Below are 25,832 nucleotides of genomic sequence, written 5' to 3'. Positions count from 1 at the left end.
GCTCCCACATTTTGATCTTCATTGTTCTTTGATATTTATGTGAGCCCCAACAAAAAATGCGCCCCTGAGGGCGCATTTTTTTGTTCGGTCAACTATCGCCTGTCAGGCAATCGCATCCCAGGCACGGTCACCGTTCTCGTCTTTGATCCGAGTCGGCAAGCCCATCACGTCCAGCGCCTTCAGGAACGGCTCAGCCGGCAGTTCCTCGACGTTGGCCATGTGCTTCACGTCCCACTCGCCACGGGCAACCAGCAGCGCTGCGGCTACCGGCGGTACGCCGGCGGTGTAGGAAATGCCCTGGCTGTCGGTCTCGGCGAAGGCTTCTTCGTGGCAGGCCACGTTGTAGATGAACAGCTCGCGTGGCTGGCCATCCTTGGTGCCCTTGACCAGGTCGCCGATGCAGGTCTTGCCGGTGTAGCCAGGCGCCAGCGACGACGGGTCGGGCAGCACGGCCTTGACCAGTTTCAGCGGCACGACTTCCAGGCCTTCGGCGGTGGTGACCGGTTTTTCGGAGAGCAGGCCGAGGTTTTTCAGCACGGTGAACACGTTGATGTAGTGTTCGCCGAAGCTCATCCAGAAACGCACATTGGGCACGTCGAGGTTTTTCGACAGCGAGTGCACTTCATCGTGGCCGGTCAGGTACAGGTTCTGCGAACCGACCACAGGCAGGTCGTCGGTGCGTTTGACTTCGAACATGGTGTTGCTGGTCCACTGGCTGTTCTGCCAGCTCCACACCTGTCCGGTGAATTCGCGGAAGTTGATTTCCGGGTCGAAATTGGTGGCGAAATATTTGCCATGGGAGCCGGCATTGACGTCGAGAATGTCGATCGAATCAATGCGGTCGAAATGCTTTTGTTGCGCCAGCGCTGCATAAGCGTTGACCACACCCGGGTCGAAGCCCACGCCAAGGATGGCCGTGATGTTCTTCTGTTTGCACTCTTCCAGGTGGTTCCATTCGTAGTTGCCGTACCACGGCGGGGTCTCGCAGACCTTGCCCGGCTCTTCGTGGATGGCGGTGTCGAGGTACGCCACGCCGGTGTCGATGCAGGCACGCAATACCGACATGTTGAGGAACGCGGAACCGACGTTGATGACGATCTGCGATTCAGTCTCGCGGATCAGTGCCTTGGTCGCTTCCACGTCCAAAGCGTTCAGCGCGAAGGCCTGGATGTCGGCGGGTACCTTGAGGCTACCCTTGGCCTTGACGCTGTCGATGATGGCCTGGCATTTGGAGATGTTGCGCGACGCGATAGCAATACGACCGAGTTCGTCGTTGTGCTGCGCGCACTTGTGGGCCACCACCTTGGCGACACCTCCTGCACCAATGATAAGAACGTTCTTTTTCAATTGCTTTATCTCTCCTTTATCTGTCCGCTTTACGAAAGGCTGGACAGGTAGTCGTCGTAACCAAATTCACGAACCACTTCGACTGTACCGTCGAGTTGTTTCACTACGATGGACGGCATTTTCAGGCCGTTGAACCAGTTTTTCTTGACCATGGTGTAGCCTGCCGTGTCGATGAACGACAGTCGATCGCCGATGGCCAGCGGCTGATCAAATTGGTACTCACCGAAGATGTCCCCGGCCAGGCACGACTTGCCGCACACCATGTAGGTGTGTTCGCCATTGCTCGGCGCCAGCTTGGCGTTGAGGCGATAGATCAGCAGGTCCAGCAGGTGGGCTTCGATGGAGCTGTCTACCACGGCGAGGTTCTTGCCGTTGTAGAGGGTGTCGAGCACGGTCACTTCCAGGGAGGCGCTGTTGGTGATCGCCGCTTCGCCGGGTTCCAGGTACACCTGCACGTCGTACTTCTGCGAGAACGCCTTGAGGCGCTGGCAGAAGGCGTCGATGGCATAGCCTTCACCGGTGAAGTGGATGCCGCCGCCGAGGCTGACCCAGTTGACCTTGTGCAGCAGCGCGCCGAAGCGTTCTTCGATGGTGTTGAGCATCTGGTCGAACAGGTTGAAATCACCGTTCTCGCAGTTGTTGTGGAACATGAAGCCGGAGATTTGCTCGATCACACCTTCGATCTTCACCGGGTCCCACTCGCCCAGACGGCTGAACGGGCGCGCCGGGTCGGCCAGCAGGTAGTCGGAGCTGCTCACTTGCGGGTTGACGCGCAGGCCGCGGGTCTTGCCTTCGCTGCGCTCGGCAAAGCGCTGCAGCTGGCTGATGGAGTTGAAGATGATCTTGTCGCAGTTGTCGAGCATCTCCTCGATTTCATCGTCGGCCCAGGCCACGCTGTAGGCGTGGGCTTCACCTTCGAACTTCTGGCGACCCAGCTTGAGCTCGTACAGCGACGACGAGGTGGTGCCGTCCATGTATTCCTGCATCAGGTCGAACACCGACCAGGTGGCGAAGCATTTGAGGGCCAGAAGAGCCTTGGCGCCGGACTGTTCGCGCACGTAGGCGATCTTCTGCATGTTGACCAGAAGCTTCTGTTTGTCGATGAGGTAGTACGGCGTTTTGATCATTTTCAGAGCCTGCGGCGGTGCCTGCCAAAAAAGGACACGCATTGTGCCCGCACTTGGGACAGATCGAAAGGTTAGTCAGCGGAATTTGCTGGCCCGGTTATAAGCTGGCCTGTGAATATGACAGCCCGTAGGTATGATGAGCCGCTTTGATAACGGACCACGGCTTGGGCGACGAGAGGTGAGAATGGACGCATGGACGCAGCATTGGCTGGAAGCTTCGGGGAGCCTGGCGCAGTTTCGCCCGGAGTTGATCCGAGAGTTTGAGGTTGCCTACGAGGCAATCGCGCAACTGCTGCCGCCGCCGCGGCTGGACATCCTGATCCAGCGGTTGCCGGGGGAGACCCTTCCGGAACTCGGCCTGGTGGGCCGTGCTTATCGCAGCACGATGTTCAGCATGACCCTTGATCCCGATAACCCGAATTTCCTCACCAGCCTGCAAAGCGGTGCATTGCGTCGACACGTGGTGCATGAGGTGCACCATTGCCTGCGCATGGCGGGCCCCGGTTATGGCTGGACGCTGGGGGAGGCGATGGTCAGTGAGGGCCTGGCCGGGCAGTTTGTGCGGCAGGTGCTGGGCAGTGAGCCGGAGTTGTGGGAGCGGGCGCTTGCCCCCCAGGAACTGCTGAGTGCCCCGGTAGACCGCCAGCTTCTCGAGGCCACGTATTACGACCACAGTGAATGGTTCTTTGGTACCGGCGCGCGGCCAAGATGGCTGGGATACACGCTGGGCTACCAGATGGTGGAGGCCTGGCTGGCAAAACAGGGCGAGGTGGACGCCGCCACATGGGTCAATGTACCCGCCCAAGACATACTCGCCAACGCCGCCAAAGCGGGTTTGGTGGCCTGACTTTGAAACACAAGCCCACCAAACAACCCCTATCCCCTGTGGGAGCTGTCGAGCCTCAGCGAGGCTGCGAAGGCGGCGGCACAGCCGATAAATAAGCTGCCTGACACACCGCTATCGCAGCCTCGCTAAAGCTCGACAGCTCCCACATGACAAAAACGCACCCACACTCACATTAAACCGTCATCTCCCCCGGACGTATTCAGGCCGATTGTCGTTGATCACCTGCATGAAGCCTCCTGATCAATTAATGATTTAGCGTGGGTTGCATGTTCGTCCTGTACCGGCTCAAACCCGCAGCGCAGATAAAAGCTTGCGCCCTCGTGGGTGTCGGTAGACAGGCGCACGACATGGAAGGATTGCGCAGCGCGTGCCAAAAGCTGGCCTACCAACGCTTTGCCCACCTGGCGTCCCCTTGATGCCTGTGCGACGTACACCCGGCGCAGCCTGCCAACCTCCGGACCGGCGTAAGGGTCATGGGACAAACCGCCAACGGCGATCAACTGCCCGTTGCTGAATACACCCAAAAGACATTCGCCTGGCTGGTCAAAACGGTTGGCGCCGCTGGACCACTCTGCAACGAGTCGCGTGAGAAACCTGAATCCTTCGGCGACGGCTTCTGCTTCCAATACCAGGATCTCTTCGGGCAACGCCGAGAGGGTGCGTATCGACAAACCGTCCTCTGATTCAGCCACTGCGATTCTCCAGATCCAGCCAAGCGGCCTTGGAGTCAACGCAGGAGTGCTCCTGCTTGCCAGGCAAGAGCGGCGTATCGAGTGTAGCGATTGCTATCGAGACCCAGTCTGGGTAAACACCATTGATATCGGACCAGAACATCGACGAGCCGCAGCGTGAGCAAAACTCACGAAACACACCCTCGGAAGATTCATAAGCCTTGAGCGTTTGCAGCGAAGACTCGATGTGCACCGACGATTTCGGAGCACTCGCGTATGTCGCGAAGGCGGAGCCATGACTCTTTTGGCATTTTTTGCAGTGGCAATGCGTCACAGCTTTCAGCGGTGTCGATACTCGGTAGCTGACCGCGCCGCACAGGCAGCTACCCTGGTGAAGTCCTTCCATGTTGATTCAATCCCAAGCTCAATGGAGTGACTATACCGCTCTCCCATGAGCCTTGAGCAAGTCCGGTTTTCGGTATCACGTATTGGTCTTCAACTTGGTCCACAACCGAGTGGCCAGCCGCGCAATCGCTGGCGGCAGGTCCTCCACGATAAACAGCTTGTCCATCACGCTTTTCGGCGGGTAGATCGCCAGGTCTTGCTTCACCTCAGGGGTCACCAGCTCATCCGCCGCGCTGTTGGGGTTGGCGTAGTGGATGCTGTTGCTAATGTTGGCAATCACCTTGGGCTCCAGCAGGTAATTCATATAGGCATAGCCGTTTTTCTCGTGCGGTGCACCCTTGGGCATCACCACCATGTCCAGCCACAATGTCGAGCCTTCGTCCGGGATCGAGTAGGCGATGCTGATACCGTTTTTCGCTTCCCTGGCGCTGGCGGCAGCCTGTACCACGTCGCCGTTAAAGCCGATCACTGCGCAGATATTGCCGTTCGCCAGGTCGCTGATGTACTTGGAGGCATGGAAGTACTGGATGTAGGGGCGGATTTTCAACAGCGCCTGCTCGGCCTTTTTGTAGTCGGCCGGTTCGTGGCTGTGGTGCGGCAGGCCCAGGTAGTTGAGGGTGATCGGCAGGATCTGCGTGGGGTTGTCGATAATCGCCACGCCGCAGGCGCTGAGTTTCTTGATGTTGTTTTCATCAAAGAACAGGCTCCAGGAATGGGTGACGTCGGTGGTGCCGAAGATCGCCTTGATCTTCTCGACGTTGTAGCCAATCCCCGCCGTGCCCCACATATACGGGAAGCCGTACTGGTTGCCCGGGTCGTTGGTCTCCAGCTTTTTCATCAGCAACGGGTCGAGGTTTTTCCAGTTGGGCAGTTGGCTTCGGTCGAGCTTCTGGATCGCCCCGGCCTTGATCAGCCGCGAGAGGAAGTGGTTGGACGGGCTCACCACGTCATAACCGGTATTGCCGGTCATCAGCTTGGATTCCAGCACTTCATTGCTGTCGTGAATGTCGTAGGTCGCCTTGATCCCGGTCGCTTTGGTAAAACTGGTCAAGGTGTCATCGGCGATGTAGCCGTTCCAGTTGGAAATGTTCACTTCTTCGGCGGCGTACACAGCCGCCGGGAGCGCGCTGAGGATGACCGCCAGGGACAGACTGTTGATGTGCATGTGAATCACCTTTATCGAGGTTTCTTGTTCTAGATTTCTGTCCGTGCTCGAACCGTTTCCACGCCCATACGCAGCATGGCACCGATGTCGAACAGCGGCCGGGGTGGCAGCCAGCCGGGCTGTGCCCTGTGCATCACAGAGTGCAGGAGCGAGGAAGTCTGGCCCGACGCCCACTCGGCCAGCAGTCGACCCCACAGCGTGCCGCGGGCCACGCCTGAACCGTTGCAGCCCGCGACGGCATACAGGTTGCTTTCGACCCGCGCGAAATACGGTTGACCGCTGCGGGAGGCGCTCAAGTGGCCGGTCCAGGTGTAGTGGATGTCTTGTTCGGTCAGCCACGGGAAGCGTCGCTGCATGCCCTTTACATGGTGTTGGCGCCGGTGCAACAGGTCGCCGTTGGACAAGTCCCGGGTGCGGTACTCCGCTGTGTTGCGGATCATCACCCGATGGTCCGGTGTCAGGCGCACCGTGGCACCCAGTGGCCGCGTGGACAGCACGCCCCACGGTTCCACTGCGCCGATCCGGCGGTATTCCTCATCGCTGAGAGGGCGGGTGAGGCTGGCGCTGAGTTCCATCGGGAACGTCGCACTGGCCTCAAGGCCCACCCGTGGAATAAAGGCGTTGAGGCACACCAGCACCTGGCCGGCTTCAATGCAGGCGTCCAGGCCGTTGGCGCGAATGCCGCCATTGGCCATGCGCTCAAGGCCGGTGATGTCGGTGTTCTCATAAAGCGTCACGTTGTCCGGCAGCGCTTCGAGCAAACCCTTCACATACTTCGCCGGTTGCAGCAAGGCGTTGCCGTGGCCGCACCAGATGGCGGCCTGGTAATGCTCGGTGCCGAGTGTCTGCGCGAGTGCGGCACCTTGCAGGAACTGCGCTGAAGCACCCGCGGCACGCAAGGTCGCCAACTTGGCATCCACATGCGCAAGCTTGTCGCGATCGTGCACGGCGAAGTAGTAGCCGCTGTCCCGAAAGTCGCAGTCGATGGCATGGCGGGCGATGCGCTCGCGCACTTCATCGCTGGCTGCGCGGGAGATCGCGGTGTCCACCTCAAAGTCAGCGAAGCCTGCGTTGCCCATCAGTTCACTTGCAGCGGGATGCTCATGGGCCACCACAAAACCGGAATTACGCGCTGAGGCACCTTGGGCGGCGCGCTGGCGGTCGACGATCACGATGCGCGCCTCGGGGTGCATCTCGGCCAGGTTGTGGGCCGCACACAAACCGGTGATGCCGGCGCCGATCACCAGCCAGTCGGCTTTTTGTAGGCCGGTGAGTCGGTCCCGGGCGGGGAGGCTTTCAGTCTGGGCAATCCAGCCACATGTGTTTTCCATGAAGATCCTCGGCTGTATGCGTTGCTGGCATAAATAAGTTCGGGCTGCAGCTGGAATCTATAGGGCCTGCGGTGATACAACCAACGTTATAAAATCATCCAGCCATTCGGAAAACGCATGGATAACATCCGTCACGTGCCTTCGCTGCAGGGCCTTCAGGCGTTGGTTGAAGTCAGCGACTGCGCGAGCTTCACCGTGGCTGCGCAGAAGCTGTGCCTGACCCAAAGCGCGGTGAGCCGCAAAATCCAGCAACTGGAAAGCCATTTCGGCGTGCCGATGTTCACCCGGACCAGCCGCAGCCTGCGCCTGACCTCCGAAGGTGAGCAGGTGCTGGCCAGTGCCCGGAGCATCCTGGCGCAACTGAAGGGGCTGGAGGATCGGCTCTCGCCTCGTAAACGTCCGTTTCGCATCCGCCTGCATGTGTCGCTGGCGGTGCGCTGGCTGCTGCCCAAGCTCAGCGATTTCTATCGCAACCATCCCGATATTTCCCTGGCAATCGAGACCGTCGCCACCGAGGTGGTCGAGCCGGCGAGTGACAGCGATGCCTACATCCTTTACCTGCCCAAGCCCGACAACGATCCTGCGCGGCTGACCTTGTTCCACGAATCATTGGTGCCGGTCTGCGCGCCGGGTTTGGGGCCACTGGCTTCCGTGGAACAGCTCGAACACTTTGCGCTGCTGCATCGTTCAGCCGACAAGCAGGACTGGATGACCTGGCTGGCGGCCAATGGCGCGCGGTCGCTGGACGACTACCGGCATATCCCGTTCAACCTTGACGAATTGGCGCTGGATGCCGCCGCGCGCGGGCTTGGGGTGGCGATGACGGATCTGACGCTGGCGGCCGAGTCGATCGAACGGGGTGTGTTGGTGGTGCCGTTTGGTCAGCCGCTGGTGACCGGCGGGGTGTATGCATTGTGCTTGCAGTCATCGGCGGCGTCACACCCAGGCTGCGTGCTCATCATGCAGTGGTTTGGTCAGCAGGCGCGGCATGCTAACGTCACGTCTTGACTCTCTATCGCCAGCCCATCCATGAAAATGCCCGATATCGACGCCATCCAGGCGTTCGTCCTGGTCGCCGAACTCAAGAGCTTTACCCGCGCTGCCGATGCCATCGGCGGCACCCAGGCGGCTATCAGCCTGAAGATAAAACGCCTCGAAGAAAGCCTTGGCCGCAAGCTGCTGGAGCGCACGCCGCGACGGGTCACGCTGTCGGCCCATGGCCAGATGTTTTTGGCCAGCGCCCGCCGCTTGCTGGACAACTACCAGGATGCGATGAATTGTTTTGGCCCGCAGAAACGCACCTTGCGCGTGGGCGTCAGCCACCACATTGTCGGCGCCGATCTCAGCCTGTGGCTGCGACGTTTGGCGACCACCGACCCGGACGTGATCGTGGCGTTCAGCCTCGGCACCTCGCGGGATATGTTGATGAACTACGAGCAGGGCAAGCTGGATGTGGCGATGATCCTGCGGCACGACAACCGTCGCCAGGACGGCGAAGTGGTGGGCATCGAACGCTTTGGCTGGATGGCTTCCCACGACTTCGAATTGCGCCAGGGCGGGGCGTTGCCCCTGGCGATCCAGCCGGAACCCTGCGGCATGCGCAGCATGGTGATGGCGGCGCTGGCCGAGCAGAACCGTGCCTGGGAAGAGGCGTTCGTGGGCAGCGGGATCCTGGCGATCGGCGCTGCAGTGGTGGCGGGAATTGGCATCGGCGCGATGGTTGGGCGAATGGCGCCCAGTGGCTGCGTCGACGTGGAGCAGCGTTTCGACCTGCCGCCGCTGCCCAGTCGCGAAGTGGTGCTGTATACGGCGCAGCGGGACTCTCAGGCGCAAGCGTTGATCCGCACGTTGAGCGCCGATATTCCCGCCGATTGAACTAGAAAATCAGACGCCCGGCCCAGGCCATCAGCAGCGCCAGGCTGCCGATGCCGAGGAGTGTGAGCCCAAGGGCTACGAAGTGAACGAGGAGGGTGGTCAGTGGCTGCTGCTGTTCCATGTGGGGGCTTCCTTGGGGCTTGGGAAGCAAAAGTATGCTGAGCGGCCGGGCACCGAAACAGACGCCGCCAGCTATTTCAGTGATAAGCAAAACGAAGGCCCACCCACTCCCGCGCGCGTGGAGCATGAGCGCCGCGCGATCACTCAAGCCTGGGCGGTGCATTTCATCATGAGTGGAACTTGTGATCATCTCAAATAAAATGAGTTTGTCTCACTATCACTCGATCCCGACAATGGCTCCCATACAAACACATTGGAGCTTTACGTCATGGCTGTTGCCCATTCCCTTGGGTTCCCGCGCATTGGTCGCGATCGTGAACTGAAAAAAGCGCAGGAAGCGTTTTGGAAGGGCGAGCTCGACGAAGCCGGCCTGCGCGCCGTAGGTCGTGAACTGCGCAAGACGCACTGGGACCTGCAAAAGAAAGCCGGCATCGAACTGTTGCCCGCCGGTGACTTCGCCTGGTACGACCAGGTACTGACTCACTCGCTGATGTTCGGTGTGATCCCCGAGCGTTTCCGCCCGGCCGACGGCAAAGCCACCCTGCACACCCTGTTCGGCATGGCCCGTGGCGTCAGTGACAACTGCTGCGGCGGTGCCCACGCCCAGGAAATGACCAAGTGGTTCGACACCAACTATCACTACCTGGTCCCTGAATTCAGCGCCGACCAGCAATTCCAGCTGGGTTGGGAGCAACTGTTCGAAGAGGTCAAGGAAGCCCGCGACCTCGGCCACACCGTCAAGCCGGTGGTCATCGGCCCGCTGACCTACCTGTGGCTGGGCAAGGCCAAGGGCGGTGATTTCGACAAACTCGACCTGCTGGACCGCCTCCTGCCGCTGTACGGCCAGATCTTCCAGCGCCTGGCGGACCTGGGCGTGGAGTGGGTGCAGATCGACGAGCCGATCCTGGTGCTGGACCTGCCGCAGGATTGGAAAAACGCCTTCGAGCGTGCCTACAACCTGATCCAGCGCGACCCGCTGAAGAAGCTGGTGGCCACCTATTTTGGCGGCCTGGAAGAGAACCTCGGCCTGGCAGCCAACCTGCCGGTGGACGGCCTGCACATCGACCTGGTGCGTGCACCGGATCAGTACCCGACCATCCTCGATCGCCTGCCGGCTTATAAGGTGCTGTCCCTGGGCGTGGTCAACGGCCGTAACGTATGGCGCTGCGACCTGGAAAAAGCCCTGGCCACCTTGCAGCATGCTCATGAGCGCCTGGGGGATCGCCTGTGGGTGGCGCCATCCTGCTCGTTGCTGCACAGCCCGGTAGACCTTGGCCGTGAAGACAAGCTGGATGCCGAGCTGAAAAGCTGGCTGGCGTTTGCCGTGCAGAAGTGCGAAGAGGTGGCGGTGCTGGCCCAGGCCGTGAACCAGCCTGAAGCGTCGAACGTGATCGCTGCCCTGGCCGAAAGCCGTGCCGTGCAGGCGGCCCGTGCCGCTTCGCCGCGTATCCACAAGCCGGCGGTGCAAGCCCGTGTGGCGGCGATCACCGCCAAGGACAGCCAGCGTGACTCGCTGTTTGCCCAACGTATCGAGAAACAGCGTGCCGGCCTGAACCTGCCGCTGTTTCCGACCACCACCATCGGTTCATTCCCGCAAACCGCTTCGATCCGCCTGGCTCGCCAGTCCTACAAGGCCGGCAAGTTGAGCGAAGCCGAATACGTCGAAGCCATGCACAGCGAGATCCGCCACGCTGTCGAAGTGCAGGAAAACCTTGGCCTGGACGTGCTGGTGCATGGTGAGGCCGAGCGTAACGACATGGTCGAATACTTCGCCGAACAGTTGGACGGTTATGTATTTACCCGCTTCGGCTGGGTGCAGAGCTACGGTTCCCGTTGTGTGAAACCGGCGGTGATTTTCGGTGACCTGAGTCGTCCGAAAGCCATGACCGTGGAGTGGATCCGCTACGCCCAGGGCCTTACCAACAAGGTGATGAAGGGCATGCTGACCGGCCCGGTGACCATGCTGATGTGGTCGTTCCCCCGTGAAGACGTGAGCCGCGAAGAACAGGCGCGGCAACTCGCCCTGGCGATTCGTGACGAAGTGGTGGACCTGGAAGCCGCCGGGATCAAGATCGTGCAGATCGACGAAGCCGCGTTCCGCGAAGGCTTGCCGTTGCGCCAGGCGCAGTGGAAGGAATACCTGGATTGGGCCACTGAAGTGTTCCGCCTGTGCGCCTCCGGCGTGCGTGACGAAACCCAGATTCATACCCACATGTGCTACAGCGAGTTCAACGATGTGATCGAGTCCATCGCGGCGATGGATGCCGACGTGATCACCATCGAAACCTCGCGCTCGGACATGGAACTGCTGGAGGCATTCGAAGCCTTCGCTTACCCGAACGACATTGGCCCAGGTGTGTATGACATCCACTCGCCACGGGTGCCGGATGCCTCGGAAATGGCCAACCTGCTGCGCAAGGCAGCCAAACGCATCCCGGCCGAACGCCTGTGGGTCAACCCGGATTGCGGCCTGAAAACCCGTGGCTGGCCGGAGACTGAAGCGGCACTGATTCACATGGTGACTGCGGCGCGTCAACTACGGGCCGAACTGGCCTGATCCAACACCCGGAATTACACGCCGGGTGAAGATCAAAAATGTGGGAGCGGGCTTGCTCGCGAATACGGAGTATCAGCCGCTGGAGATGTCGACTGACCCACCGCATTCGCGAGCAAGCCCGCTCCCACATTGGGTCACCGGCGTTATCAAAATCATGAAATTGCCAGCATTACCCCGCGCAGACTAGAATGCGATCAATTCTTAATTACGCTTGGGCCCCACCGCCCGGCGCGCCCCGGTGATCGGCATGTCGTCTCCCCTCAATCTGCATATCCAGGACCTGTACTGCGAACACCATGGATGGTTGCACCGTTGGCTGGACCGCAAGCTGGGCAACGCCAGCGATGCCGCCGACCTGGCCCATGACACGTTCATGCGCCTGCTGACCCGGCAAACCACCGGCAACCTGGGCGCCGAGCCACGGGCATTGCTGACCCATATCGCCAAGGGCCTGATGATCGACAGCTGGCGGCGCCAGGAAGTGGAACGCGCCTACCTGGAAACCATCGCCCACCTGCCCGAACAGCATGTACCTTCGCCGGAAACCCGCTGGCTGATCCTCGAAGCGCTGTACCGCATTGAGGCGATGCTGCGGGATCTGCCGGAAAAAACCCGCCAGGCCTTCCTGATGTCGCAGATCGACGGCCTGACCTATCAGCAGATCGCCGATGCCCTGGGTGTGTCGCTGATTTCGGTCAAACGCTACATGCGCGATGCCTTCCTGGCCTGCCTGAGCGTGGCATGAGCCAGTCGATTGATCCGCTGATCCTCGGTGAAGCCGCCGACTGGATGGTGCAGTTGCAGTCCGGCAGCGCCACCGATGAGGACCGCCGCGCCATCGCCCAGTGGCAGGGCCGCAGCGCCCAGCATGCCCAGGCCTGGCAACGGGCGCAGGCGATTCTGGGGGACTTCAACAGCGTGCCGGCGGCGATTGCCGGCGATACCTTGAAGCGCATCGGGCGCAAAAAATCCCTCGGCCGACGCCAGGCGCTCGGGTTGTTGCTGGCGGCCGGCCCGGCGGCCTGGCTGGCGTATCGGCAGGTGCCGTGGCAGCAGTGGACCGCCGACCAGCACACGGCCATCGGCGAACAAAGGAATCTCACCTTGCCCGACGGCACACGCATGCTGATCAACACCGGCAGCTCGCTGAATATCGCGTTCTCCGAGCAGGTGCGGCGTATCGAGCTGCTCAAGGGCGAAGTGCTGATCACCACCGCCAAGGATTCGGCCCATCGCCCGTTCATCGTCCAGACCCGCCACGGTACCGCCAGGGCCTTGGGCACCCGATTCAGCGTGCGGGTAGGTGAGCAGGCAAGCCGAGTGGCCGTGACCGAAGGCGCGGTGGAGTTGCTGGCGGCGCATGCCGGCCAGGGGGTGATCGTCAAGGCGGGCGAGCAGGGCGCCTTCAGTGTTGACCGGGTAGCCGCCGTCGAGCCGCTGGACGTCAGCACCCTGACCTGGGAGAACGGCATGCTGCTGGCCCAGCATATGCGCCTGGCGGACCTGCTGGATGAGCTGGGGCGTTATCGCGCCGGCGTATTGCGCTGCCATGCCTCGGTTGCCGACCTCACGGTGTCGGGTGCGTTTCCCCTGCGCGACACCGATGCCAGCCTGCACCTGTTGCAGGAAACCTTGCCGGTCAAGGTCAGCAGCCTGACGGAGTATTGGGTGACGGTCGAGCCGCGCTGATCTTTTTCAACTTTCGCTGATACCTTTTTCGTTGTCGCCCGGTGTAGGGGAGAACCCTCAACATTGCTCCGCGCCGACAGGAATGCCCATGACCGCCAGACCGCTCCCGTACTGCCCCCGTCCGTTGAAGGCTCTGAGCCTGGCGGTCGCCCTTGCCGCCGTCGCACCGCTGCAGAACGCCCAGGCAGAAGATGCTGCGCCAAGCAGTGCGGCGCGCAGCTATAACATCGCGGCGGGGCCGCTGGGGAATGTGCTGGCGCAGTTTGCGGCGTTGTCCGGGGTGCCGTTGTCGTTCGATTCCACGTTGCTCAACGATCAACAAAGCCCGGGGCTGCAAGGCAGCTACAGCGCACAATCGGGTTTTGCCCAGTTGCTGCAAGGCAGCGGCTACACCCTGCAAGGCACCGGCACCAACGGTTATACCGTGGTGCCCCAGGCCAGCGGCGGTGCGTTGGAGTTGGGCGCCACCACCATCAGCGGTGAAGCGAGCGGGGCGCAGGCAGACACGTATGCCGGTGGCCAGGTGGCACGTTCTGCACGCCTGGGCGTGTTGGGCAATCGGTCCATCAACGACGTGCCATTCAGCGTGGTCAGCTACACCTCGAAAACCATCGCCGACCAACAAGCGCGAACCGTCGGCGACGTATTGCTCAACGACGCGTCGGTGCGCCAGTCGTCCGGGTTTGGCAACTTCTCCCAGGTGTTCACCATTCGCGGGCTGCCGCTGAGCACCGATGACATCGCATTCAACGGCCTGTACGGCGTGCTGCCCCGGCAGATCATCACTACCGAAGCCCTGGAACGGGTGGAGCTGTTCAAGGGCCCGAATGCCTTCGTCAACGGCGTGTCGCCCTCGGGCAGCGGGATCGGCGGCAGCGTCAACCTGGTGCCCAAGCGCGCTGAAGACACGCCCACCCGCAGCGTCACCCTCGATTACGCCAGCGACAGCCAGGCCGGCGGCCACATCGACCTCGGCCAACGCTTTGGCGAAGACAACCGCTTTGGCGCCCGGGTCAACCTGGCGCGGCACGGCGGCGAAACCGCTGTGGATGACGAAAACAAAAGCTCGCAGTTGATCGCCGTCGCCCTGGATTATCGCGGCGAGCGCTTGCGGGTCTCCACCGACTTTGGCTACCAGAAAGAACGCATCAATAACGGCCGCTCGGTGGTCTACCTGACCGGCACCAAAGTGCCCAGCCCGCCGTCGGCCAAGAACAACTACGCCCAGGACTGGAGCTGGTCGCAGCTGGAAGACACCTACGGCATGGTCAACGCCGAATATGACTTGAACGATAACTGGACGGTCTACGCGGCAGGTGGCGCCAAGCACACTCGGGAGAACGGCCAGTATTCGTCGCTGTATGTCGCCAACGATGGCAGCGCCAAGGTGGGCTTCCTCTATTCACCCCATGACGAAGACAACAAAAGCGCCATGGCCGGCTTGAACGGGCACTTTGCGACGGGGCCGGTGACCCATCAGATGAACTTCGGGCTGTCGGGGATCTGGGGCGAGCAGCGCTCGTCTTACGAGGCGATCCTGCAAGCCAACCGCCAGCCCGGCAACCTGTACGACCCGACGCAAACGCCGCGACCTACCAACACCTATTTCGGCAGTGATATTCACGACCCGCGGGTTGTCGGCAAGAACCGCATCAAGAGTGCGGCGGTGTCCGACACCCTGGGCTTTTTGGATGATCGGGTGCTGTTGACCCTGGGCGTGCGGCGCCAGACCATCGAGGTGGACAGTTGGAACACGGCCACGGGGGCACGGGGTACACCGTACTCCGAGTCCATCACCACACCGGTCTATGGCCTGGTGATCAAGCCATGGGAGCACGTATCGTTCTACGCCAACCGTATCGAAGGCCTGGCCCAGGGCCCGACGGCGCCACTCACGAACGTGACCAACCCCGGCGAAGTCTTCCCGCCCAAGCGCAGCAAGCAGACGGAAGCCGGGGTGAAGCTGGACTGGGAAAACTATGGCGCCACGCTGGGTGTGTACCGCATCGAACAGCCGAACAACGCGACCACCCGGTTCCCGGGCCAGAAGTTCGACACCTTCACTGTCGACGGTGAACAGATCAACAAAGGCGTGGAACTCAACGTGTTCGGCGAGCCCATCGACGGCCTGCGCCTGCTGGCCGGCGCCACCTGGATGGACACCGAACAGAAGAGCACTTCCAACGGTGCCACCGACGGCAACCGCGCCGCGGGTGTGCCGCGCTTCCAGTACAACGTCGGTGCGGATTGGGATGTGCCGGGCATCCAGGGTGCGGCGGTCAGCGCACGGATGCTGCGCACCGGTGGCGAATACGTCAACGCCGCCAACAGCCTGAGCATCCCGGCCTGGACCCGCGTCGACCTGGGGGCGCGTTATGGCTTCAAGGCGGATGACAAATACATCACCCTGCGCGCCAACGTCGAAAACGTAGCGAACAAGGCGTACTGGTCGTCGGCGTCGACGGCCAATAACTACCTGACCCAGGGTGAGCCGCGGACAGTGAAATTGTCGGCGACGGTGGATTTCTGAGCCTGGAAAACCCTATCGGGTGAATGGACAACCCGTGGCGAGGGAGCTTGCTCCCGCTGGGCTGCGAAGCAGCCCTAAAAAAAGGACACGGTGTTCTTTCAGGTGGCTCTCGATTGCCTTATTGGGGCCGCTTCGCGACCCAGCGGGAGCAAGCTCCCTCGCCACAACAAGGCTGAATGTCCCTCGGTCAACCCGCGTTCACTTCAATCCGGTCAAAGCCCTTGAGGCGATACAGCATCACCGAGATCGCCCAACTGGCCACGAAGATCCCGATGATCATGTAGCCCAGCATCCCGAAACTGTCGTTCAGCGAGCCGATAAAACTCCAGAACGATCCCTTCAGGTCCAACTGGTCACCCATCAACCCCAACGCCTCGATACTGCCGATCACCACCGCAACCACCACCGATACCAGGGTGATGGTCATGTTGTAGTAGATCTTGCGGATCGGCTTCATGTACGCCCAGCCGTATGCCCCCAGCATCAGATGACCGTCGAGGGTGTCCACCAGGGACATGCCGGCGCTGAACAGCAGCGGGAACACCATGATCGCCCACGGCGACAGCCCTTGAGAGGCCTGGGTCGCAGAAATCCCCAACAGGCCGATCTCGGTGGCCGTATCAAAGCCCAGGCCGAACAGGAAACCCAACGGGTACATATGCCAGCTGCGGCTGATCAGGCGAAACACCGGGCGGAAAATCCGCGCCATGAAACCCCGGTCCGCCAGCAGCAGGTCGAAGTCGTCCTCCACATACGCACCGCCCTGGCGCACATGGCGCCAGGCCTTGTAGATCGCGTGCAGGATCACCAGGTTCATCAAGGCGATGACCAACAGGAACGAGGCCGAGACCGACGTGCCGATCACCCCGCCGATGGCCTTGAACCCTTCAAACCGCGCCTGCATCACCGAGGCCGCAAAAGCGACGCCAATGGATGCCAGGACCACCACCGAAGAATGTCCCAGGGAGAAAAAGAAGCCCACCGCCACCGGACGTTTCTTTTCCTGCATCAGCTTGCGGGTCACGTTGTCGATGGCGGCGATATGGTCGGCATCCACCGCATGCCGCAGCCCGAAACCGTAGGCCAGGAGCGCGGTGCCGAGCAACACCGGGTGCTCATGGAACGCCACCAGCGCCCAGATCCAGGCGACCACGTTAATGCCGATCAACAACCCGTAGATACCAAACAGCTTGGCGCGAACCTGGGTGCTGGAGTCACTGAAAATCTGGGCAAGGCGTAGGATCATCAACACTACCTGTGTGCGTTGGAAACATTCAGACACGTTCCGAAACTTTATAGATTTTGTTTAGAGTGATGATGAAATTTGTGGAGTGAGTGAGGAGAGGATTGTGACGACGATCGAAAATGCAGCAATGGCGGTTATTCAGTTCTGGAAACAGGCGGGGCCCAAGCTCTGGTTTGCCAAGGATGAAGGGTTTGACCGGCGTTTTCGCGAGGCTTTCTACACCACGCATTTGCAGGCGGCCCGGCGCGAACTGGAGAGCTGGATGCAAACGCCGGAAGGCGCGCTGGCGTTGCTGTTACTGCTGGACCAGTTCCCGCGCAATACCTTCCGTGGCACGGCGCATATGTTCGCCACCGACCCGCTGGCGCGTTTGTACGCGCGGCAGATGGTCGAGGCGGGGATGGACAAGTCGATCGAAACCCCGTTGCGGGCGTTTTGTTATTTGCCCTTCGAGCATTCTGAAGATCCCGGGGATCAACAGCTGTCGGTGGCCCTGAACAAGGACCTTGATGCCAATACCTACCGCTGGGCCAAGGAGCACGCCCGCATCATCGAGCGGTTCGGGCGCTTTCCTCATCGTAATGAGGTGTTGGCCAGGGTCACGACAGAGGAGGAGCGGGCGTTCCTGGAGGACGGTGGCTTTTCGGGCTAGGCCTCGGGTTCAGCCACTAAGTCTCTGACGCCCGCCTGGCGAAAACGCCGCACACCCTTGAGATCAATCGCCCAACGCAACGCTTCAGTCGCCGACGGACGTTCGCCTTGGGTAATTGCCGCGTCATCGGTGGTCAGCTTATTCAGGTAGCCCCTGGCGCCGCCGCGTTCGCTCCAGTAATGGGTGTGGCTGAGCCAGGACCTGGCGAGCCAGCCTTTCCATTTGCCCACGCTGACCGGCAGGTCCAGTACGCCGGGGCCCATCACCGGGCTGACCGGGCCGCCGACGATGTCGCCAAACAGGCCCAGGGGCGCGGGGAAGTAGAGGTTGGTCCAACGGGTCACGGCGAAGGCCGCGGCATGGTGCAAATACAGGGGTGAAAATGGGCGACCGCCCACGGTGACGGGCAGCCGGCCGCTGTAGCCGTAGCCCTTATCGTCGAGCGTCGGCGGGCAGGCGGGGGCTTCGCGGCGTTCGATGCGGCGCTTGAAGTCGCTCACGCTGCGGCCCAGCAACAGGCTGGCGTGGGCCATCGGGCTGCCGAGGGTGACGAGGTCGGTGATGCGCCACGGGTTGCCGAGGTTGCGTTGTTCGATAAAGGCTTCGGCTTGCTGTTCGCGGAACCTGAGGAGGCTTTGCAGGCGGCCGTCGAGGGCGTTTCCAGCCTTTGGCAGCGTGTCCTGGACCACCGGTTGCAATCGCTCGTGGTTGGCGTAGCGGGCGGCGAGTTCCGGGCCGCCGGGGCGTAACTGATCGTGATGCTCGTGCCACAGGTAGCCGACGATGTCGTAGGCAATCACGCTGCCCAAACTGTGGCCGACGACGATGATGCGGTCGTAATCACCCTTGTCATGCAGGGCGCGCAGCAGGTCGACGCCATCGGCGCGGATCTGTTCGCGCACCACCACGTTCTGCGGGTTGGGGCTCAGGTAGCGGGCGGCATCGCCAAGGTATGACAGTGCCGAGTACTTCAGGGCCAGGCCGATCACCGCCAGCAGCACCGGGATCAGGGCGAAGGGGTTGTCGCTGTGGGGGAATCGGCCATACAGCGTCGCCAGGGTTCCGCTGACCAGCAGCACGAGCAGGGCCAGCAAGGCCCAGCGCGTGGCGCGCCAGATCGGCACGATGGCCGTCGGGATATCCCGGCGCGGACGCTTGAAAATGTCCCATAGCCAACTGAGCAGGTGCCCGACCTTGGTGCCCTGCATCTTGTGGGCCCAGTAGTACTCGTAGAAATCGGTGGTGTTGCGACCCGCCGACTTCAACACGCGCAAATCGAAGTTGCGCGAAAACCGGTCGGGTTTGCTCCAGTAGAAAGGCGTCGCCTCGGGGGTGTCCGCCGGGATCGCCGCTTCGACGAAGCCACGCAGGGTATCCATCGGGCGCTGCTCGCCGATTCCGTGGATGACGACAACCGCTTGTTTCATCTAGTGATCGTTCCTTGATCCGCTTTTCGGGGCGTTACGGGTGGGGTTCAAGGGGCCATAGTATTGCCATTATCGATGGTATTCCAGCCAGGAATGCCCCCATAAAAACCGCGCATTTCATTTGCGCGGCGCGATCTCGTAGTGTGGTGCTCCCACCAAGGAGATGTCGCCGTGAACCATCGCCCGCTGAGCCTGTACGTTGACGCCCATTTCACCAGTCCCTACGCGATGTCGGCGTTTGTGACCCTGCGGGAAAAGGGCCTTGAATTTGAACTGCTCACGTTGAACCTCGACACGGCCGAGAACCAGACTGACGCGTACACGCACTTGTCGCTGACCGGGCGCGTACCGACCCTGGTGCAGGGTGAGTTTGCGCTGTCCGAGTCGTCGGCGATAACCGAGTACCTGGAGGATGTGTTCCCGCAGGTGCCGGTGTACCCGGCCGAACCCCGCCAGCGGGCGAGGGCGCGGCAGGTGCAGGCGTGGTTGCGCAGTGACTTGATGCCGATTCGGCAGGAACGCTCGACCCTGGTGGTGTTTTACGGGCTCAAGGGCGAACCGCTGTCGCCGGTTGCTGAAGCAGCGGCCCACACGCTGATCAACGCGGCGCAGGCGCTGTTGGCCGACGGTCGCGACTACCTGTTCGGCGCGTGGTCGATTGCCGACGTGGACCTGGCCGTGATGCTCAACCGGCTGATCCTCAACGGTGACAGCGTACCCGCCAACCTGGTGGCGTACGCCCAGCGCCAATGGCAACGGCCTTCGGTCCAGGAATGGGTCAAGCAGGCACGACCGTCGCTGTAGTCACACTCCTCAATTACAAAGTGAATCCTGGTCCATGAATATACTGTCGAGTGACTCCCGCCTGCCGCTGTACCAGCGTTTTCGGGATCATCTGATTGAGCAGATTGCCAATAATCACTGGCGTGCCGGTGCGGCTATTCCCCCTGAAGCGGTGTTGTCCACCCAGTACCAGCTGTCTACCGGCACCGTGCGTAAAGCGATCGAGGCGTTGGTGGGCGAGGGCATTCTGGAGCGCCAGCAGGGCCGTGGTACGTTTGTGCGCCGCCCGAAGTTTCAGTCGTCGTTGTTCCGGTGTTTCCGCTTCCAGGGCCCGGGCGGTGAATGCCAGCTGCCGCAGAGCCGGATCCTGTCGGTCAAGCCGGTGAAGGCTCCGTTGTCGGTGAGCGAGGTGCTGGGGCTGGCAGCGGATGCGCCGGTAATCTGCATCGTGCGGGTACACGTGCTGGACACCGGGCCAGTGCTGGCCGAGGAAATCTGGCTGCCGCGCGAGCGGTTCCAGACGCTGCTGGACGTGGATCTGACCCGGCAGGGATTGCTGTTGTACCCCACTTACGAAGAAGTCTGCGGGCAAGTAGTCGCTTCTGCCGAGGAAGCCCTCACCGCCGAGTCCATCGATGACGTGTGGGCCCGCTGGTTGCAGGTGCCGGTGGGCAGCCCGGTGATGGTGATCGAGCGGCTGGCCCGGGATTACGCCGGCCAACCCCTGGAGTTGCGACGCGGCCGTGGCCACGCCGAACATTTCCGTTATCGCGTGGATATACGCTGAGCTTGAGGCGCGGTGCTATTCGGCTTTGAGCAGCACCAGCCAGCTTTGCACCACCCGGCGGTCAAGGTCTTCCCAGTCGGCCATGCCCAGCACCCGGGTGGTGTTCAAACCGCGCAAGTAGCCACGCAATTGCTGGGCAATCGCGTAGACCACTTCCGGTTCGGCGGCGTTGTCCAGCAGCACTTCCTCATAGTCGACCAGGTAATCGGCAACCCGCTCGCGAAACTCCGGAAGCACAGCTTCACGGATGCGATCGAAGGTTTTCTGGTGGGGCTTCATAGGCGTTCCTTATCATTTTGTGTGAGGCGGCCTGCACGACACTATTGCTCTAGATAATAGTCACCATCAAGTATTGCGAGTTCTGTTTTTCTGAAAAAGGAGGACAATTGCCATCATTGAACATGATGTGCAAGGACCCTGCGATGAGGACTTTTACCGGTTTGGCCCTGGTGGCGCTGCTGATGAGCACAATGGTTGGCTCTGCGTCGGCCGGGGGGCTTCAAGCCAGCCACCTGGCGCCAATCGTCGCCAGCCCGGTCGGGTTGCAGCATTCGCAATCGGTCGGCGTGCTCTACAGCGACAACACCCTCGACAACCTTGAGTACCTGGCGCGCTACCACGCCATGGCGGTCAATGGTGCCAAGGGCCAGCTGGACGAGCAGATTCGCCAGGCCTTCGTCGACAGTTCCGACCCGGACCTGGCGATTGACTGGCTGATGGCTTCGTTGCGGCACACCTTTGCCTCGGTCACCCGTTACGACAACCTTGATGCGCTGTTGCAGGCGCACCCGGATGTGGTGGTGATGCTCGATACCTACAACCAATTGCTGACCCAGCGTAATGATCGGGTGGAAGCGCGGTTTGTTGCCAAGTTCTATGACCTTGACCTGCAATACATCGCCAAAGCCGAGGGTTCGATGCAAATGCACTTGCCTAATGTGTGGGTACATGACAAAACGGCGCCCCAGATCGCTGCACAGATTGGGCAGCAGCGCGACGTTCAGTTGAACGCATTAAAGCAGTTCGATGCCTCGCTCAAGGCGTTGGTCGCTGCCGGTTAGCCCACTTCGTTTATTTTTCAGGAATTTTTATGCGCGTGTTGTTAGTGCCAGCGATGGCTTCTGCTTCTTTATTGATGACGGGCTGTGCATCCGCCCCCAATGCCCCAACCCTTACCCTGCAAACCGCCAAGGACCCTGAAGCCTACGTGCAGTGCGTGGTGCCCAAGTTCGAGAAAAACGGCATGACCTCCACGGTCACGCAGAATTCGCGGCATGCCCGGATCGTGGTGAGCAGCAAGATCGCCGCGGACAACATCCTCGAAGTCTACAAGTCCCAGGACGGCGGCAAGGTGTTCCTGTACGAGCGCAAGCCGTTGGCATCGACGTTCAAGCCGTCGCGGTTCGAGCATGCGGCGCAGGATTGCCTGTAATCGACTGGGGCCAGTCTGTGGGAGCTGTCGAGCCCCAGCGAGGCTGCGATAGCATCACTGCGGTCTGACAGTGACACCGAGGTGATCCCATCGCAGCCTCGCTTAAGCTCGACAGCTCCCACAGTTGATCTTCATTGTCTTGAGCGAATGATTCAGCTCGGCTTTGGCTCGCTGCTGAACGTATCGACCGCTTTCACCAACCCCTTGGCCGCCAACGCCACCAACTCACCGCCTTTTTGCGGGGTGGCCAGCGCCGGGTCTGAACCCATGCGCCCATCCGGGAAACGCGCGCGGAAGTCGCGGGCTTCGCGAATCGGGCCGGTGTTGGCGATTTGCGGCGAGTAGTCAGCCGACTTGATCGCGTCCGGGTAGGCCCATTGGGTCACGGCGATCTCCGACGGCGTGGCATGGCTGCCGTGGCCCACCGGGAACTGCTGGTGCGCCAGTTCGTTCACGCCTTCCAGGTCCCACCAGTTGCACAGTTTCAGCGCATAACCCGACGGGCGCCCGCTGAAGCTGCCTTCGGCATACAGCTCGGAGAACGCCGCTTCGATCGAGGCAATATTGCCGCCGTGGCCATTGAGAAACAGGATCTTCTCGAAACCATGGCCTGCCAACGAACGTACCCAATCGCCAATCGCCGCGATAAAGGTCGAAGGGCGCAGGGAAATGGTGCCCGGGAAGCCCAGGTGGTGCTGGGCCATGCCGATGTTGAAGGTCGGGCCGATCAGGATGTCGGCGTTCTTCTGCGCTTCATGGGCAATGATTTCCGGGCACATCCAGTCGGTGCCCAACAGGCCGGTGGGGCCGTGTTGTTCGTTGGAGCCGATGGGAATCACGATGCTGCGGCTGCGTTCCAGAAACTGGCCAATCTCGATCCAGGTGGATTGATGTAAAAGCATCTCAGGTTCTCTCTCTCATCAAGCCCAGGAACACGGTGGAGTTCCTGGTGGCGTGAGCCGCATGGTGCACGGCAACAGCGAGAGCATCAACCGCCTTTGACAGTACCGGCACTCGCCATCTGGCGCGGCTTGCAGTTGAGGTAAGCCGAGGACTTCAGCCAGCGCTGGTCGGGGTACCAGGAAAACATGAACTGGCCGTCCTTGAGTTTGTCCACCACCTGGCGCGCTACCTGCGGGCGTACGGCGGGGCAACCCTGGCTGCGGCCGATACGGCCTTCGCGCTTGCTCCACAACGGGCTTACATAGTCGGCGGCATGGATCACGATGGCGCGGTCCCGTGCACGGTCATTGAAACCCGGTTCCAGGCCGTCCATGCGCAGCGAGTAGCCGTGGGCGCCTTCGTAGCTCTCCTGGGTGCGGAACAAGCCAATGCTGGACTGGTAACTGCCTTCACGGTTGGAGAACTGGGTGGCGAAGTTTTCCCCGGATTTTTGTCCGTGGGCCACCAAATCCCGCAGCACTAATGTCTTCTTGCGCAGGTCGAAGATCCATAGGCGACGAGCGGTCGAAGGTTGGGAATAGTCGATCACCGCCAGCCGGTCGGACTGTTCGATGCCATTGCCCACCGCGCATTGCATGGCGCTCAAGGCTCTTTTCAGTACATCGGGGTTGAGTTCTGGAGCGGCGTGGGCGAGGCTGCTATACAGAGTAAGGGGTTTACCCGTGTCTGCGAGCGCAACGGTGCTCAGCGAGGCAAAGGTCGAGATGATCAGGCCGAGTCGGCAGCAAAAGGTCAGCATGTATAAAGCATCTCCGCCGTGGATGGGAGCTAAGCGATTGTTCAAAAAACACGCATGTTACTTGAGCATTTGCCTGCTCGTTGCACCGCTGGTCGCGACAGCCGAAGACCTGTTGGTGGTGTCGCCGGCCCCGGTGCAATTGGCGCTCTCGCAATTGTCGACCGTTTGCCCAGGCCCGGCCGGGCAGGTCGATGCGCCTTCCCTGGCGCGTTTGCAGGCGTTTTATCAGCAGCAGGGCGACGTGGTGCTGTGGTCCGAGGGGGATCGCCGCGCCGCATTGCTAGCCCAACTGCAGTTGCTGGCCGACGATGGCCTGGACCCGACTCACTATAGACTGCCCCCGGCGGATGCCACGGGGAACGTGCTGTGCATCGATATCGGTACCAGCCAGCAGTACCTGCAAGCCCTGCAGGACCTGCATTTCGGCCGCTTGCAGCAGTCGCGCTTCGAGCCCGTCTGGCATTCGCAACCGGCCCCGGACCCCGACACCCAATTGCTGGCCATGGCCGAGGCCGGCATGCAGAACGTCGCCCAAGCCTTCGACCAGGCCCGCCCGAGCGCGCCGCTATACCTTGGCCTGCGCAGTGCCTACGCCGCCTTGCGCCAGCAACCGTTGCAGCATTGGGATGCCGTGGCCAGCGGCCCGTTGCTGCGCCCGGGCATGGACGATTCGCGGGTGCCGCAACTGGCGCGGCGAATGGTCAATGGCGGCTACCTGAGCGCCACCTCCGCGGGGACGCAATACCGTGGCGAGTTGGTCAACGCGGTCAAGACCTTCCAGCAAAGTCATTCCCTGCAAGCCGACGGCGTGATCGGCCCCGGCACGGTCACCGAGCTGAACATCAGCCCGGCGATTCGCCGCGAACAATTGCGCATCAACCTTGAACGGTTTCGCTGGCTGTCCCGGGACCTGGAACCCGAGGGCGTGCTGGTGAACGTGGCAGCGGCGCAACTGAGCTTCTACCAGGGTGGCGTGCCCGTGTGGCAAACCCGCCTGCAAGTCGGCCGCGCCGACCGCCAGACGCCGCTGCTGAAGTCGCGCATCACCCGGCTGACCCTGAACCCCACCTGGACCATCCCGCCCACCATCATGCGCGAGGACAAGCTGCCGGCGATCCGCCTGAACCCCGAATACCTGCGCCAGCAGAACCTGCAAGTGCTCGACAGCCAGGGCAACCCGCTGGCACCGGAACAGGTCGACTGGTCGCACCCCGGCAACATCCTGCTGCGCCAGGGCGCCGGCCCGCGCAACCCGCTGGGCCGGATCGTGCTGCGCTTTCCCAACCCGTATTCGGTGTACCTGCACGACACGCCGAGCCAGCCGCTGTTCTCCAAGGGCCCGCGGGCCTTCAGTTCGGGATGTGTGAGGGTTGAGCAGCCGCTGCTGTTGCGCGACTTGCTGGTGAGCCCGGCGGAGAAGATCCGCACCGAAGAATTGCTGGCGACGGAAACCACCCACGAGTTCCGGCTCGCGACGCCGGTACCCGTGTTGTTGGGGTACTGGACGGTGCAGGTCGATGGCAAGGGCGCGTTGCTCTACGCGCCGGACATTTACGGGCGCGATCCGGTGTTGATGAAAGCGATGGAGAGTGCGCTCTAGGCGCTTAGCTGTGCGTTGATCATCGTCAGCGCCTCATGGGGAGGCAAGCGCGCCGTATCGACGGTCAATGGCGACTCGACCCATGGCTCATATTCATGGGCCAGGACGGAGTGCCAGGTGGGCGGCGTGAGCCCCGCAATATCGCTGGTGCGTGATTCCACGCGGCGTTGGTGTTCGTGTGGGTCGGAGCACACCACCTGGATATTCACCAGCGGCTTACCGGCGCTTAGCGCAGTGTCGCTCCACGCCTGACGACTTTCAGCCACCGGGTTAACGCAATCGACGACAACCGTGCGGCCCAGCAACAGGTTGCTCAACGCCAGCGCATTGGCCACCTGGTAACCGCTGCTGCCCACACCTTGCTCCAGGACCCCTGCATCGCGGATGGCCTGCTCGATGGTGTCGATGCGCAGATACACGGCGCCGGATTGGCCGGCAAGGGCCTTGGCAATCGTGGTCTTCCCAGTGCCGGGCAGGCCGCTGAACACAATAAGCATGGTCGATCCTTCGAAGGGGTGAGTCGGCTCAGTCTACCGGGC

The 25,832-nt window shown here is 61.6% G+C and carries 25 protein-coding genes; 13 read left to right on the top strand and 12 right to left on the bottom strand.

What is annotated here, in order from left to right; translation table 11 throughout:
* Window positions 1-102: 102 nt before the first annotated feature.
* Both HX814_RS12955 and HX814_RS12950 read right to left on the bottom strand, forming a co-directional pair.
* Window positions 103-1,347 carry a saccharopine dehydrogenase family protein gene (locus HX814_RS12955; protein WP_003211412.1) on the bottom strand — a complete coding sequence of 415 codons (1,245 nt, stop codon included), beginning with the start codon at window positions 1,345-1,347 and terminating at the stop codon, window positions 103-105.
* A gap of 29 nt (window positions 1,348-1,376) precedes the next feature.
* Window positions 1,377-2,474, bottom strand: a complete 1,098-nt coding sequence (locus HX814_RS12950; RefSeq protein WP_003211413.1) for a carboxynorspermidine decarboxylase — start codon at window positions 2,472-2,474, stop codon at window positions 1,377-1,379.
* A 184-nt stretch (window positions 2,475-2,658) separates the two neighbouring features.
* Between HX814_RS12950 and HX814_RS12945 the strand changes: the two genes are divergently transcribed.
* Complete coding sequence (locus HX814_RS12945; RefSeq protein ID WP_177008617.1) at window positions 2,659-3,321, top strand: DUF2268 domain-containing putative Zn-dependent protease; 663 nt, start codon at window positions 2,659-2,661, stop codon at window positions 3,319-3,321.
* 218 nt (window positions 3,322-3,539) lie between these two features.
* Here the strand turns inward: HX814_RS12945 and HX814_RS12940 are convergent, their stop codons facing one another.
* The 4 genes from HX814_RS12940 to HX814_RS12925 form a co-directional block, all read right to left on the bottom strand.
* The gene (locus tag HX814_RS12940; protein WP_003210233.1) at window positions 3,540-4,013 is read right to left on the bottom strand and encodes a GNAT family N-acetyltransferase; all 474 of its coding nucleotides are present in this window, start codon (window positions 4,011-4,013) and stop codon (window positions 3,540-3,542) included.
* Window positions 4,006-4,398 (bottom strand): GFA family protein, encoded by a 393-nt coding sequence (locus HX814_RS12935; RefSeq protein ID WP_003210231.1) that lies wholly within the window; start codon window positions 4,396-4,398, stop codon window positions 4,006-4,008. Before HX814_RS12935 ends, HX814_RS12940 begins: the two co-directional genes overlap by 8 nt.
* 75 nt (window positions 4,399-4,473) lie before the next feature.
* The gene (locus HX814_RS12930) at window positions 4,474-5,562 is read right to left on the bottom strand and encodes a polyamine ABC transporter substrate-binding protein (RefSeq protein ID WP_003210229.1); all 1,089 of its coding nucleotides are present in this window, start codon (window positions 5,560-5,562) and stop codon (window positions 4,474-4,476) included.
* Window positions 5,563-5,591: 29 nt separating this feature from the next.
* Window positions 5,592-6,893, bottom strand: a complete 1,302-nt coding sequence (locus tag HX814_RS12925; protein ID WP_003210227.1) for an FAD-binding oxidoreductase — start codon at window positions 6,891-6,893, stop codon at window positions 5,592-5,594.
* Window positions 6,894-7,010: 117 nt separating this feature from the next.
* Between HX814_RS12925 and HX814_RS12920 the strand changes: the two genes are divergently transcribed.
* The 6 genes from HX814_RS12920 to HX814_RS12895 all read left to right on the top strand — a co-directional run bounded on the left by HX814_RS12920 (window position 7,011) and on the right by HX814_RS12895 (window position 15,664).
* The gene (locus tag HX814_RS12920; RefSeq protein ID WP_003210225.1) at window positions 7,011-7,901 is read left to right on the top strand and encodes a LysR substrate-binding domain-containing protein; all 891 of its coding nucleotides are present in this window, start codon (window positions 7,011-7,013) and stop codon (window positions 7,899-7,901) included.
* A gap of 21 nt (window positions 7,902-7,922) precedes the next feature.
* Complete coding sequence (locus HX814_RS12915) at window positions 7,923-8,768, top strand: LysR family transcriptional regulator (protein ID WP_003210222.1); 846 nt, start codon at window positions 7,923-7,925, stop codon at window positions 8,766-8,768.
* A 388-nt stretch (window positions 8,769-9,156) separates the two neighbouring features.
* A complete protein-coding gene (gene metE / locus HX814_RS12910; protein ID WP_177008616.1) occupies window positions 9,157-11,445 on the top strand; it encodes a 5-methyltetrahydropteroyltriglutamate--homocysteine S-methyltransferase in 2,289 nt (762 codons plus the stop codon).
* Window positions 11,446-11,692: 247 nt separating this feature from the next.
* Window positions 11,693-12,190 (top strand): sigma-70 family RNA polymerase sigma factor, encoded by a 498-nt coding sequence (locus tag HX814_RS12905; protein ID WP_102606001.1) that lies wholly within the window; start codon window positions 11,693-11,695, stop codon window positions 12,188-12,190.
* Window positions 12,187-13,134 (top strand): FecR domain-containing protein, encoded by a 948-nt coding sequence (locus tag HX814_RS12900; protein WP_177008615.1) that lies wholly within the window; start codon window positions 12,187-12,189, stop codon window positions 13,132-13,134. Before HX814_RS12905 ends, HX814_RS12900 begins: the two co-directional genes overlap by 4 nt.
* An 88-nt stretch (window positions 13,135-13,222) precedes the next feature.
* Entirely contained in the window at window positions 13,223-15,664 is a 2,442-nt protein-coding gene (locus tag HX814_RS12895; RefSeq protein ID WP_177008614.1) for a TonB-dependent receptor, read from the top strand.
* 187 nt (window positions 15,665-15,851) lie between these two features.
* On the opposite strand, the gene HX814_RS12890 is transcribed toward HX814_RS12895, so the two are convergent.
* Window positions 15,852-16,910 carry a HoxN/HupN/NixA family nickel/cobalt transporter gene (locus HX814_RS12890; RefSeq protein ID WP_087692446.1) on the bottom strand — a complete coding sequence of 353 codons (1,059 nt, stop codon included), beginning with the start codon at window positions 16,908-16,910 and terminating at the stop codon, window positions 15,852-15,854.
* A 127-nt stretch (window positions 16,911-17,037) separates the two neighbouring features.
* Between HX814_RS12890 and HX814_RS12885 the strand changes: the two genes are divergently transcribed.
* Complete coding sequence (locus HX814_RS12885; protein WP_177008699.1) at window positions 17,038-17,562, top strand: DUF924 family protein; 525 nt, start codon at window positions 17,038-17,040, stop codon at window positions 17,560-17,562.
* Here the strand turns inward: HX814_RS12885 and HX814_RS12880 are convergent.
* Window positions 17,559-18,989, bottom strand: a complete 1,431-nt coding sequence (locus HX814_RS12880) for a hypothetical protein (RefSeq protein ID WP_177008613.1) — start codon at window positions 18,987-18,989, stop codon at window positions 17,559-17,561. The two genes, HX814_RS12885 and HX814_RS12880, sit on opposite strands and share 4 nt — an antisense overlap.
* 171 nt (window positions 18,990-19,160) lie before the next feature.
* Between HX814_RS12880 and yfcF the strand changes: the two genes are divergently transcribed.
* On the top strand, window positions 19,161-19,793 hold the full coding sequence (gene yfcF, locus HX814_RS12875) for a glutathione transferase (protein WP_102368834.1): 633 nt from the start codon (window positions 19,161-19,163) through the stop codon (window positions 19,791-19,793).
* 34 nt (window positions 19,794-19,827) lie between these two features.
* Window positions 19,828-20,559, top strand: a complete 732-nt coding sequence (locus HX814_RS12870; RefSeq protein ID WP_177008612.1) for a GntR family transcriptional regulator — start codon at window positions 19,828-19,830, stop codon at window positions 20,557-20,559.
* Window positions 20,560-20,574: 15 nt separating this feature from the next.
* Here the strand turns inward: HX814_RS12870 and HX814_RS12865 are convergent, their stop codons facing one another.
* Window positions 20,575-20,838 carry a hypothetical protein gene (locus HX814_RS12865; RefSeq protein WP_008435390.1) on the bottom strand — a complete coding sequence of 88 codons (264 nt, stop codon included), beginning with the start codon at window positions 20,836-20,838 and terminating at the stop codon, window positions 20,575-20,577.
* Window positions 20,839-20,981: 143 nt separating this feature from the next.
* Here HX814_RS12865 and HX814_RS12860 point away from each other — a divergent pair, with 143 nt between their 5' ends.
* Both HX814_RS12860 and HX814_RS12855 read left to right on the top strand, forming a co-directional pair.
* Window positions 20,982-21,620 (top strand): hypothetical protein, encoded by a 639-nt coding sequence (locus HX814_RS12860; RefSeq protein WP_023658765.1) that lies wholly within the window; start codon window positions 20,982-20,984, stop codon window positions 21,618-21,620.
* Between the two features lie 29 nt (window positions 21,621-21,649).
* Window positions 21,650-21,991, top strand: coding sequence for a hypothetical protein (locus HX814_RS12855; protein ID WP_003210199.1), 342 nt, complete (start codon window positions 21,650-21,652; stop codon window positions 21,989-21,991).
* 152 nt (window positions 21,992-22,143) lie between these two features.
* On the opposite strand, the gene HX814_RS12850 is transcribed toward HX814_RS12855, so the two are convergent.
* On the bottom strand, window positions 22,144-22,893 hold the full coding sequence (locus HX814_RS12850; RefSeq protein WP_177008611.1) for a creatininase family protein: 750 nt from the start codon (window positions 22,891-22,893) through the stop codon (window positions 22,144-22,146).
* Between the two features lie 86 nt (window positions 22,894-22,979).
* Entirely contained in the window at window positions 22,980-23,693 is a 714-nt protein-coding gene (locus HX814_RS12845; protein WP_023658766.1) for a murein L,D-transpeptidase catalytic domain family protein, read from the bottom strand.
* A 37-nt stretch (window positions 23,694-23,730) separates the two neighbouring features.
* Here HX814_RS12845 and HX814_RS12840 point away from each other — a divergent pair, with 37 nt between their 5' ends.
* Entirely contained in the window at window positions 23,731-25,293 is a 1,563-nt protein-coding gene (locus HX814_RS12840) for a murein L,D-transpeptidase (RefSeq protein WP_177008610.1), read from the top strand.
* Here the strand turns inward: HX814_RS12840 and HX814_RS12835 are convergent.
* A complete protein-coding gene (locus HX814_RS12835) occupies window positions 25,290-25,790 on the bottom strand; it encodes an AAA family ATPase (protein ID WP_177008609.1) in 501 nt (166 codons plus the stop codon). The two genes, HX814_RS12840 and HX814_RS12835, sit on opposite strands and share 4 nt — an antisense overlap.
* Window positions 25,791-25,832 lie beyond the last annotated feature (42 nt).

The organism is Pseudomonas sp. C8002 (genome assembly GCF_013385765.1).
GTDB lineage: Bacteria > Pseudomonadota > Gammaproteobacteria > Pseudomonadales > Pseudomonadaceae > Aquipseudomonas.
Note: the sequence above shows the minus strand (reverse complement) of the source record. Positions and strands in the feature narration are given on the sequence as shown.